Annotated in this window: 8 protein-coding genes and 1 pseudogene; 4 read left to right on the top strand and 5 right to left on the bottom strand. The window is 47.9% G+C overall.

Translation table 11 applies throughout. The annotated features are described in order from the left end of the window. Positions 1–9: 9 nt before the first annotated feature. Positions 10–1,293, bottom strand: a complete 1,284-nt coding sequence (locus tag KGF65_RS11165; RefSeq protein ID WP_216748504.1) for a DUF805 domain-containing protein — start codon at positions 1,291–1,293, stop codon at positions 10–12. Positions 1,294–1,772: 479 nt separating this feature from the next. Between KGF65_RS11165 and KGF65_RS11160 the strand changes: the two genes are divergently transcribed. Continuing rightward, positions 1,773–1,994, top strand: a complete 222-nt coding sequence (locus KGF65_RS11160; protein WP_225083036.1) for a hypothetical protein — start codon at positions 1,773–1,775, stop codon at positions 1,992–1,994. A 181-nt stretch (positions 1,995–2,175) separates the two neighbouring features. On the opposite strand, the gene KGF65_RS11155 is transcribed toward KGF65_RS11160, so the two are convergent. The 4 genes from KGF65_RS11155 to KGF65_RS11140 form a co-directional block, all read right to left on the bottom strand. After that, complete coding sequence (locus KGF65_RS11155; protein ID WP_105923429.1) at positions 2,176–2,643, bottom strand: hypothetical protein; 468 nt, start codon at positions 2,641–2,643, stop codon at positions 2,176–2,178. Positions 2,644–2,815: 172 nt separating this feature from the next. After that, entirely contained in the window at positions 2,816–3,283 is a 468-nt protein-coding gene (locus tag KGF65_RS11150) for a DNA starvation/stationary phase protection protein (RefSeq protein WP_050339800.1), read from the bottom strand. A 287-nt stretch (positions 3,284–3,570) separates the two neighbouring features. Continuing rightward, positions 3,571–7,083, bottom strand: coding sequence for a MucBP domain-containing protein (locus KGF65_RS11145; RefSeq protein ID WP_216748505.1), 3,513 nt, complete (start codon positions 7,081–7,083; stop codon positions 3,571–3,573). Between the two features lie 395 nt (positions 7,084–7,478). Beyond that, the gene (locus KGF65_RS11140) at positions 7,479–8,960 is read right to left on the bottom strand and encodes an FAD-dependent oxidoreductase (protein ID WP_101872821.1); all 1,482 of its coding nucleotides are present in this window, start codon (positions 8,958–8,960) and stop codon (positions 7,479–7,481) included. A 170-nt stretch (positions 8,961–9,130) separates the two neighbouring features. On the opposite strand from KGF65_RS11140, the gene KGF65_RS11135 reads away from it, so the two are divergent. The 3 genes and pseudogenes from KGF65_RS11135 to KGF65_RS11125 form a co-directional block, all read left to right on the top strand. Then, positions 9,131–10,030 (top strand): LysR family transcriptional regulator, encoded by a 900-nt coding sequence (locus KGF65_RS11135; RefSeq protein ID WP_101872822.1) that lies wholly within the window; start codon positions 9,131–9,133, stop codon positions 10,028–10,030. A gap of 101 nt (positions 10,031–10,131) precedes the next feature. Next, positions 10,132–10,956 carry an NAD(+) diphosphatase gene (nudC, locus tag KGF65_RS11130; RefSeq protein WP_216748506.1) on the top strand — a complete coding sequence of 275 codons (825 nt, stop codon included), beginning with the start codon at positions 10,132–10,134 and terminating at the stop codon, positions 10,954–10,956. A 250-nt stretch (positions 10,957–11,206) separates the two neighbouring features. Next, positions 11,207–11,421 (top strand): annotated as a pseudogene (locus KGF65_RS11125) (sodium:proton antiporter); the annotation flags it as partial.

The following is an 11,421-nucleotide window of genomic DNA, read 5'->3' as shown; positions in this document are numbered from 1 at the left end:
TACTAAAAATTAATTCAAATTAAGTGTCGCATCGTAGGTCTTAAAGTCGTTGTCATCATCGTAATCATCCGTATCGTAGCTGGCGTCCCATTTGAGGCGGATGCTGGTAATGTCTTTGACGCTGGATAATTTTGATAATTCAAAATATAAATTACCGTCAGTATCCGTGCCGCTGTTTAAGTCGCCATCGAAGTCGTCACTATCCATGTCAGCGTTGACCTGTTGGCCATCGTTGGTGCTGAGCTTGGCCTGGGTTGGGTAGGCTGAAATGTCGCGACCAGCGTGGATACTCATGTGAACTTTAACAACACCGTTAAAGTCACGTTTGTCACTGCCGCTACCGATGGTGTAGGCCCCGTCAGTTTTATAAACTGTAACCTTATCGATTTTGAAGGTAGAACCTGTCCAACTACTATCGCTGTATGAGGTGTTATAAGTTTTTTGATCAGAAATATCAATGTCGTCATCACCAACGGTAATACTGTCAGTGTCAGAACTTGAGTCTGATTCCGAATCAGTGTCTGAATCGGTGTCCGTACTATCACTATCACTGTCGTCGTAACTGTCACTATCCGTATAGCTGTCGTCAGAATCACTCGTCGAATCGGAATTGGACGTCGTTGTCAGCGCAGAATCAACGGCATTGTCACGTGCGACGATATTTACTGAACCGGCGTACAGGAGTGTGAATAAGACGAGTAGGCACCAAGTCCACCATTTGTGCGTCCATGGCTTGGGCTGACTAGCAAAACGATCGAAGCGTTCGCCAGCTGGTTTTGACCGTTGGCACATGAAAACGATGATCAAGATTGGTCCGACGATTGGAATCAGTGAGAACCATAAGTAATGTGCCGAACGATTGGAGTCGTGCAGCCGCCGAGCACCTGCAGTGAACTGCATCACTGAAATCCAGCACATGAGCGCTGAATAGATGAGTAGCAGCACCGCTTGAAGCACATTCACGTGCGCCGCAAATGCCGGAAAACTATAGACTTTGAGGCCAAGCGTGAACGTCAAAATCAAGGCGATGAGCATTAAATCCAAGTAGAGCCACCAATATTGTGGGCGGGTGATGCGCTGTGACCAAGTAAAGGTTTGTTTCATTCCCAGCTTGAGTGCTGTCCACATGTTGTCGTGTTCCGGTGGCGTCGGCTGCTTGCCGGTTGTCGTGTTCCCATCAGTTTGCGTTTCAGCGGTTGCGGCCGTCTTTTGATCCGCACCACAGAATGAGCAGAACGTTGCGTTTGCGGGAATTTCCTTCCCACAATTAATACAGAACTTTGTTTCGTTCATCGGTGTTCCTCCTAGAATTGACACATCGGGCGAAATAATATGAATAAAATTGATACTCGAAAATTGTTAAAATTATGAAAGATTTACCGAGCAAAACCAATCATAGCATAACAACTAATAATTTTTAACAAAAAATTCATATTTTCTTCTTATTTTTGTCAAACAGTCATATACGAAATGATGACTGGGTTAAAACAATGTGGTGAGGCCGTGGATCTGGTAGCAATCAAGACCCAATTGCCGTCTTGACAACTTTATTTAAATGAACTTGCGAGTTGACCTCACGTTAGTTAGGCATCATAAGAAAGACGCTGGGCCTTGATGGCAGCAAAATATTACCGTTAAAAGCGAGGTTAAAGCCCTAGTTATCGGCGCTGATGGTATAATTGAAGCAACAAATAAAAGTTGACACTCAAGTCATACGGTAAATTAAAATAATCATAAAAATGATGCGGACTGTCGACGAGGGGGAAACCATAATGAAGACCAGTATGCTGTTACAACTGCTGTTCAGTTTGCTTTTCATTGGTTTGGGCTGTTATCAATTAATTGCGTCTCGGCGCTATTTTCGGCAGGTGAAGTTACATGGTAATGCCGAAACATCACCGTTCGCAGCGATGGGCGTTTGGACAAGTTTCGTGATGGGAATTATTTTTATTATCGTGGGGATCGTGGCTGGCTTTGGACTAGCCATTAATTGAATTTAATATTAAGTACGACAAAAAAGGATCGGTAATTTGCAAATTATCGATCCTTTTTAAATTGTGGTGTCGTGCGACTGATCTGACAGACCGCGAGTCTGAATACACTTGAGCGCCGTTTTCAGATGAAAAGCGGAACAATCAAGCGAGTCGATACTGGAGAGCTACTGGCAATGACGGATTACCAGCCACCATTTTGGGGTTGCAGGTCATCCGTGAGCAGGCTGGAAAGCCTTAGCAGACTGGCATCATCAGGCTTTGTTTTCTTAGCATTCAACTCGTGGTCACGAATGGTCTTGCTTAGAATTTTGGCAACGGTGCGATTCATGTTTTGGATGACGACAAACGGCTTAGCTTTCGTCCGGTACTGCTCAAAAAGTTGTCTATCCAGTGACCATTGAAGCCATAACTGTTCCAACATAGCCCAAAAATCAGCTCCTACTTGCGCCTGCTCAGTGGAACTCTTGATGACGACGTGTAACGAGCAGCCATCATTGTTAAAAACGATAAATTTATTTTTTTGAATTGTTGATATATGCCACGAAAATAGGGGATTAACGACCGCGGTCTGGGCCGCCGTTTCGGGATCGGATACTTTTGGAAAATTTTTAAATAGTGATTTGGCTTTGGTTGCGATATCTAAATACAATTCGAATTCCTCCTGATAGATGGAATGTTTAGTACCATCACAGCATTTTAAGGACGCTGTTAGGAAAATTAGCTGAATCAACAATTAAGTCCGGGCTAAATAAACAACGTGCACCGCGAATCATATCGCAGTGCACGTTGTCAGTCTTAGCTAAAATTTTGAACGAGTAGGTCTATTCGTCGATTTTTGGTGCTGACCCAAGCTCAGCCTGAATCATCCAAATCTTCTTTTCAATCGCGGTTTTGAGACCAATGAAAATATCTTGGGTACTGAAGTCCTTTTCAACGTCCGACACTTCAATGCCGTGCTGGTAAAGGTCTTCCAAGTAACGATAGCCATCAACTAAGTGTGCCAGCCGTTCTGGCGTCGTCTTATCCCAAGTGCCAGGCCAATCTTTGATCTTAGTGTTATCGGCCATTTCTTTAAGGGTGGAGTAAGGGTTGCCGTCCAATGCAATCAGACGTTCAGAAATGACATCGAGCTGACTGTCGATTTCTTCCATAAATTCATCCATCAGTGGGTGCAACTTCAAAAAGTTAGGCCCGCGCATGTACCAGTGCGTTTGGTGAATAATCATCGACATCTGACTTAAATCGGCGACAAGTTGATTCAATACTTCTTTGGTTTTCGCATATTTCATTATTTTGATCTCCTTTCGTATAGGTTTATTATAGCTGAACTAATTGTTAATCGAAAACATTATACACTGGTAAAATGGTTTATTTGCGATTTAGATCAGCGTGTGATTGAAGGGGGGAAATGAGTTTGAATCAGTAATCTCGGACCCATCGCACAACGGGGGTAACCGAATGAGTGTTGGCGCGATGTCACCCTAGCAAACCTGATTGGATGAGTCCGATATTCCAATCGCAACTAAAAACGGCCACTACATTGAGTGGTCGTTTTGATTTCTAATCAGTAATAAATTTATTCCCGCTTCTTGAACTTAGCAGCGAGACCTAACCAGCCTAAACCGGTGAACAACGCGGCAAGTAAACCAGCAAGCGTTGCGGTGTGTTCGGTCTGCTCGCTAGTTTGTGGCAACTGGCCAGCTTTCTGAGCAGCGGCTGTCGCAGGGGATTCGGGTAATTCTGGCTGTGCGAGTGCGCTGGCTGGTACGATTGGCGCTGAAGCTGTGTGGCTCGTTGGTGTTGATTGCGGCGCACTAGTCCCTTGTGCAACAGGGGCGGTTGACGCCGAATTGCCTGGATGCGGTGTCAAATTAGGAAGTGGCATCGGCCCTGGTAATGGTGCCGGTCCTGGTTGTTGCGGCGCCGGACTCGGTTGCGGTGCCGGCTCTGGCTGTGGCGTTGGCTCTGGCTGTGGCGTTGGATTTGGCTGCGGTGCCGGCTCTGGCTGTGGTGTTGGATTTGGTTGCGGCGCTGGATTTGGTTCCGGCCCTGGTTCCGGACTTGGCGCGGGCGTCTCTGGGACGCTTGGTTCCGGCGTGTAAACGTAGATCACGTGCTGGGCGGTCGTTCCAAAGGTACCAGTCGTGGAACCCATAACTTTGCTGAAGATGTAACCCGGAATCGTTAGTTGTTCCGTTTGATAGTTTTGACCGAATAATCCAGACAAAACGACATCGGCGTGGAGCGACTTGCCATCAGCGTCTCGATAGCTAACCGTGACAGGATGAACGGCCAATTCCTTGTAAACGTAAACGACAGTCTGTGGTTCCTTAGTGAAGACGCCGGATGCATTATGGGGAGCCTTGACGAGTTCATACCCTGGAATCTCAAGCACTTCAGTCTGATAAGCCGCACCAATTTCACCAGTATGGGTGACGTCCGGTTTCAACGTCTGCCCATTTTCATCTTGGTAACTAGCAGTAACTGGTTGCGGAATCTGCTTGCCATAAACGTAAACGACGGTCTGCGGTTCCTTAGTGAAGACACCAGACGCATTGCCGTTAGTCTTAACTAAGTCATAGCCCGGGATCTCGAGTGCTTCGGTCTGATAAGCCGCACCAATTTCGCCAGTGTGGGTGACGTCGGGTTTCAGCGTCTGCCCATTTTCATCCTGGTAACTAGCAGTAACGGGCTGTGGAATCTGCTTGGTATAAACGTAGACCACGTGTTGCGGTTCGCTGCTAAAGGTCCCGGTCGCATTGGTCGGCGTTTTGGTGAGGTCGTAGCCAGCAATTTCTAGTGGCTGCGTCGCGTATGGATCGCCCGCAAAGCCGTTACAAGTTGTATCGGGCTTCAACGTTTGGCCTTGTTCGTCTTGGTAACTGACGGTGACCGGGGCACCAGCCGTCTTTTCATAGACATAAGTGACTGCTTGTGGTTCAGCGCTGAATGTCCCTTGAGGTGCGCCCTGGGTATCCACGTGCGTGTAGTTGGTGATTTCAGCTGGCGTACTTTGATAATCTTCGCCGACCAGGCCCGTCAATTGCTCTGCGTCTCGTAAGCTGGCACCGCTACGATCCACATGCTGGATGGTGACGGGTGCTGCTTTGGCTGCGAGAACGTACGGTTGAAAGACGTGGAACACAGGCGTGCTGCCCTCCATCCCTTGCGCGACGAGGTAGAAATTTTTCTCATTTGGGACCACGTTGAGCGTGACGCCATTTGTCGCGAATTGGCCGTTGGCGTCGCCGGTAAAACCAGGAATCTGTGGGACCAGCTGATTAAACGTTAGGCCGCCTTGTTCAGCGGGCACCACGTTGCTGAGGTCACCACTGACAGCCTTATCCGCACCGTTGAAGTAAAAACGGTAGTAGAAGCCGCCATCATTCGGCGCAAACCGTACGGGACTCAGAATTGCCGCTTGTGATTTCAGTGCCGCCTGTTGCCCATTCGGTAAGTAAAAATGGTTTTGCAAAGTTGCGCTGGCGGTATTTTGGTCGACGTAGCGTAGTGGTTCCAAAATCGTTTGGCCGCCATAGGTCGTTCGCGTTAGATTTGGAAGATCTTTGAAAACGGACAGATCCGCAATGTTGTTATAGGCAACTTCCAATTCCTTAAGGTTAGTCAGATGAGCAATCGGCGATAAGTCGCTGACGCGGTTATGTTGAATGTTCAGCGATGTTAATTTGGTCAGCCCACTCAACGGCGAAATGTCGGTAACGTCGCCGTTATAGTAACCACCAGGTGCATTAAGGCCACTGTTTAGCCAAATTGACGTCAAATTGGTAGCGTACTGCAAGCCTTCCAACGAGTAGGCCGTGTGCCCATCAATATACGTATCTTTGCCATGAAACGTGGTTAATAATTGCATATCAGCCTGAGTAATATCATTAACGGAATTAAACTGATGGTCGGGGAGCTTGAGTGCTTGTAATTCACTTAAAACGGCCAATTGAAGGCGTTTGTTAGGCATCCATGTGTCGATACTTTCAGTTGGTGCGGCCGTAGAAGTCGGGTTCGTGCTGGCGGCACTGGTTGCGGCAGTTTCGGAGCTGGCCGCCGCTGAAGCAGCTTCAGCACTCGCTTCCGACGCATCTTCAGAATAGGTGCTAGCCGCGATGCTGTTAACGGCACTAGTGATTTGAAAGGCGCTGGTCACTGCCGGCGCTGCCGATGATCCGGGAACGCTAGTTGAGCCAGTCGCACTAGTCGCGCCCGTTGAACTAGGTGTGCTAGTTGAGTAGGCTCCTCCGGTCGAACCAGCAGCGCTAGTCGTTCCAGTTGAACCAGTAACAGCCGAACCGGCAGCTGAGCTAGGTGCACCAGCACTTGCTGCACTAGCTACTTCGGAAACGGCGCTGGCCGCGATACTGTTGACGGCGCTAGTGATTAAGTTAGGCGCAGCGGTACTACCGGTACTTGGTGTTGCAGCCGCGGATAGCGCAAGGGCTGAGCTAGCGGCGTTACTTTCAGCGGCAGACGTACCATTACTTTTGAGTGTTATACTTGTGCTGCTTGCCGGACTACTGGTCGTACTAAGTGGTGCCAGGCTAGTTGGTGCTTCAGCGCTCGTGCCGGTCTTATCACTGGTTCCAGAACTGGTGGCAGCGGATGCAATCGAGCCAGCTGGTACACCGCTACTAGTCGGCGTGCCGACATTGTTAGACGTCGGCGCAGTGGAATTAATCGCCATCGAAGTGACCGGACTTGCGGCTGGCTGAGGTGTTTCCGTGCTATTTGACGCGCCTGAAGAAGCGCTTGTCGGCGTTTTTGAACTGGCGGTTTGCTGGCTTGTACTTGACGTGAGACTGGCAGACGCAGCCGATGCCGGTGATACCGTTGGCTGCGTTTCGGTCGTTGCTTTTGCGCCACTATTTGCCGGGTTAGTTGGTGTTAGAACGGCTTGGCTACCCGCTAGTGGACTGGCGCTAGCGACTTGTTGGGTTACCGGGGCCGTCGATGTTGGGGCGTCAGTGGCAGCGAATGCTTGTTGGTTCGTTAAAATAAGGCTTGCCAGTAGCGTGGCGGCAATGCCCGTGACGAGATGCCATTTTGGCGGGTTCGCCATAATAATCTTTTGCTTATTCAAAATAATGACACTCCTTTTTGATGATAAGAATTCAATTCGGCTAAATTGTAGCACCGCTCAGAACAATGGTCTATCTGCTGATAAACATGGAAAAACTAGGTTTAATCTTAAGTGGTCATGCAAAATTGACGGGCAATATATGGATAAAACGGGGATTTTGTAGGCGGTTTCATCAGCTGGCACATTGCGTTAGTTGTCATGCACCTTAAGAAGTGTTAGTCAGTGCGATGAAAGTAATTGGTTTTTAAAGGCCATAATGATTGTAATGACTTGGTTTGTAAACCTGACTAAGTGGAAAATAAATGCAGTTAGCGATAAGTCTGCTAGCTACATGAGAAGACAAATAAAGACGCGCTTTTGAAAAGCACGTCTTGTGATGGCCTGTTTTAAATTTATTAGTCAGTTACAGCCACATCGTTGTTCAGATAAGTGACGGCATTACGACCCGAGTTTCGACCGGAGTAAAAGGCATAGCCGACACAGGTTCCTGGCATATTTGGCCCATAAGTATCACCCGTGAGACCCGCAGCATCATTTCCGGCGGCGTATAGACCTGGAATTGGCGTTCCTTCAGTGTCGAGCACTTCGTTAGCCGTTGTTACTTTTAGGCCACCCATCGTGCAAAATGCACCGACGTTCAATTCGAAACCGTAAAACGGCCCTTGGTCAACCTTGACTAGGTAGGCGGGATCCTTCCCAAATTCGTCATCCTGGCCGTTATCGCAATATTGATTGTAAGTTTGAATGGATCGAGTGACTTGGTCAACCGGTAAGTGCATTTTGGCCGCTAATTCTTCGATGGTCTTCGCTTTGAAAACGAAGGGCTTATTTGCCGCAACGGCAGCATCGATTTCAGCTTGTAACTTGGTCATCTTTTCGCCCCGACGAACGTAGACGCCCAGCCCCATGAAGTTTCCGTCACGAGCCATCCGGTCAATAACACCTTGGTCAAGAATGCTAAAGACCTGGTTTTGTGTATACAGGGCATTCCCAGCGTATGAAAAATTATAAACGACGGCTTCATCGACAAAGCGTTCACCATGTTCGTTTAGCCATAGTAAGGGCTGTTGACCAGCGGCAGTTTCCATTTGCGAAGCCATGTATTTAAATGAAGGTTCGCTCGGGTCTTTTAAATAGCCGCCGAATAACATAGCCATGCCGGTACCGTATTGTTGTGCACCAGCCTGCCAAGCAAGTCGTAAGCCGTCACCAGTCCCTTTGCCAGAACTGACTGGAATTAAGCGGCTCGTGTCATAGTGAGTCAAGTTTTGCATCATCTCGGGGTTGTTCAAATAACCACCGGTCGCCAGGATGACGGCATGTGTCTCGACAAGTTGAGTTTCATTGGTGGCCGCGTTTTGAATCGTGACACCGTTGATCGCCCCATTATCAGCTTGGTGCAAGTCGATGGCGGTGGTTGAGGTCAGTAATTCGACGCCCAGTGCCAAGACTTTGGGTTGAAGGGCGTCATGTAAAACAACCTGGCCCATGCCTTTATAGATATGCCAAGTTGCTTCACCAGCGCCCATCGCCTGAACGCCTTCGTATTCGACACCCTGGTCCTTCAGCCATTGCACCGTGTCAGCACTATCGTCTAGATATTGGCGCCAAATACGTGAATCAGCGCGATACTTGGAATAGTCGACTTCTTCCTTCAAGACCTCGGTGGCTGAAACGTGAATGTGTTGCGCTTGCTGTAAATATGAGTCAACCGCAAATAATCCCTCAGTGTAGTTACTACTACCGCCAGTATGCCGACCTTTTTCAAGTAGTAGGACGGTCGCGCCATGTTGTGCCGCTTCCAGAGCAGCAGCGGTTCCGGCAGCACCAGTACCCACAACGACAATGTCATATGAAGTCAGTTTTGTTAACGTCATATCAATTCCTCCAGACAGATTTTATATTGATTAGCCATTTGACGGTCGAATTCACCATTACTATAATGAAGTAACCGCTAACACACCCTCATCATAACGGGTGATTAGCCGTAAACAAACGGACAATTTAGTTCGTCAGGCGAACAAAGTGTTCGGATGGAGTTGACATTATGGATTTTGACCGCTTACAGACTTTTTTACGCGTCGTACAATATGGTAGCTTTCAGCAAGTCGCCGCCCGTGAATATCGGTCTCAACGTGCGGTGTCTAAGCAGATGACGCAACTTGAACATGAATTACAGGTCACCTTATTTCAAAGAGGTCATAATCGCATCAGCTTGACCCCTCAAGGGCGGTTATTTTGGGCCTCGGCACAGGATATTGTGAATAACTATACGGCGGCGTTGACGGAACTACGCGAATTTGATGCACCCACCAAACGACTCCTGCGAGTTGGCTACTTTTCAGCTTTTGAACAACCACTGTTACTGCGGGCGTTATACGCATTAAAAAAGCGGTGGCCCGACAGTCAATTTGTTGTGCGACAGGGGAGTAATGAACATCTGACGCAGCAAGTAGTGGATGGCTCGCTCGATTTGGCGTTGTCGATTAGCTATGGTCGACCAGCTGTCGCAGCGGCAACCAAACTACAAGCAGTATCGATTTATCATAATCAAATGGTGATGGGGGTCAGCCGCTTGAATCCTTTGAGCAAGTTAGAAGAGCTACCACAACAGGCATTAACGACGCTGCCCATTTTGTATTACAGTCCAGAAAGTTCGACGTTTTTGTTAGAAAGCTTCTTGGCCAGCGCACCTTTTATCCAAGATTACGAGCAAATTCGCCGGGTCACGAGCGCTGAACAAATGCATCTGTTGGTGGCGCTCAATCAGGCGGTGGCATTTTATCCCGCGGGACTCATCTCGGCTAAACATGATGAACAAGTCGCCTATCTGCCGATTGAAGGGGACAACCTGCAGGATTACGATATTGTTGCCTTGACTCAACCGGGACAGCAGCCACCACTGCTGAAGGCATTGATGCAGCAGTTCTCTCAGACGAAGCTTTAAGAACGTTTACAAGGACGAATTCCTGTAAAACCCCACCGATTTCGTTATAATAAAACCATTGTTTTAAAATTAATGATTTTATATAGGAAAGTGGGCCCAACATGTTTCAAGATATTCAACCGCACGTTTTAAAAAATCAAAATGAGCAGCAACGTTCACTGCGTCCTGGCGATTACATCTTAATTGGCCGCCAGCAGCAAGTCTTACTACAAGATGGCACGCTACCTAAGTATGAAGCAGTGGCGCAGGATTGGCAGTTTGATGCGGACCAGTATCAGTACTTACTGGCAGTCGACGAAGCCGCTTTTTTCTGGGTGGATGTGACCGCAACGGCAACCAATCAGTATACCGTGGGTTCAACGAAACAGTTCCGCGATTTAAAACCAGCCTGGTTGGCATTTAGTAGTGCGACTGCCGCCCACTTGGCCTGGTGGTATGATACGAATCGGTTTTGTGGGCACTGTGGGCAACCGTTGCATCCTGGGAGCGCGGAACGGTCACTAGTTTGCGCTGCGTGTGGTCAGACAATCTATCCCACGATTATGCCAGCGATTATCGTCGGTGTCACGAACGGGGACAAATTACTGATGACGAAGTTCCTGTCCGGCTACAATTATTATTCGCTGATTTCTGGCTATAACGAGATTGGTGAGACCTTTGAAGACACGGTTCGGCGTGAGGTCTTTGAAGAAGTTGGGTTGGAAGTTCACAACTTGCGTTACTTTGGGAGTCAACCGTGGGCGCCATCGCATTCCTTATTAGCGGGGTACTTTGCGGATTTGAACGAAAACGTGGCGATTGACTTGGAAACTGACGAATTGGCTAAGGCCCAGTGGTTCCAACGTGATCAGATTCCGCACAACGACCAAAATACGAGTTTGACGTGGACGATGATTGAAGCGTTCCGGCATCATCAGGAAAAGTAAGCCTGTGATTGGATAAAAGCATAACATAATTAGAAATTTGATATTAGCGCGTTAAGTCATGGGCGGCTTGACGCGCTAATTTTTTGGATTTAGTTTGGCGGGTATTTGTTCCAACAATAATAATCGGCTGGTGGCTGTCGAATCAATGTAAGCCGTGTGAGTTGTAGGGGTTGCTTTTACTTTACATGCCAAATTAAAGCGGCAATAATCAATGTTAGTTATTTTAATAAAAAAAGGGGTGAGAACAAAAATGACACTACTTATTTCAACTAGCATATTGGTGGTTGCGGCGATGGTCAGTATTGTGATCAACCGTCGCTGGTTACCACGACTTTCAGTGAATTATGTCAGTATGCTAGTTGGTGCCGTGATTGCCGTAATTCCGCTATTAAACGGCCTGGTAGAACGGTTCAATTCGGAGATTTTTATTGGACTGATTGTCGCACCACTACTGTATTTTGAAGG

The sequence above is a fragment of the Lactiplantibacillus sp. 30.2.29 genome (assembly GCF_018991255.1).
Taxonomy (GTDB): Bacteria; Bacillota; Bacilli; order Lactobacillales; family Lactobacillaceae; genus Lactiplantibacillus; species Lactiplantibacillus pentosus.
This window is presented reverse-complemented; position numbering and strand designations above follow the sequence as displayed.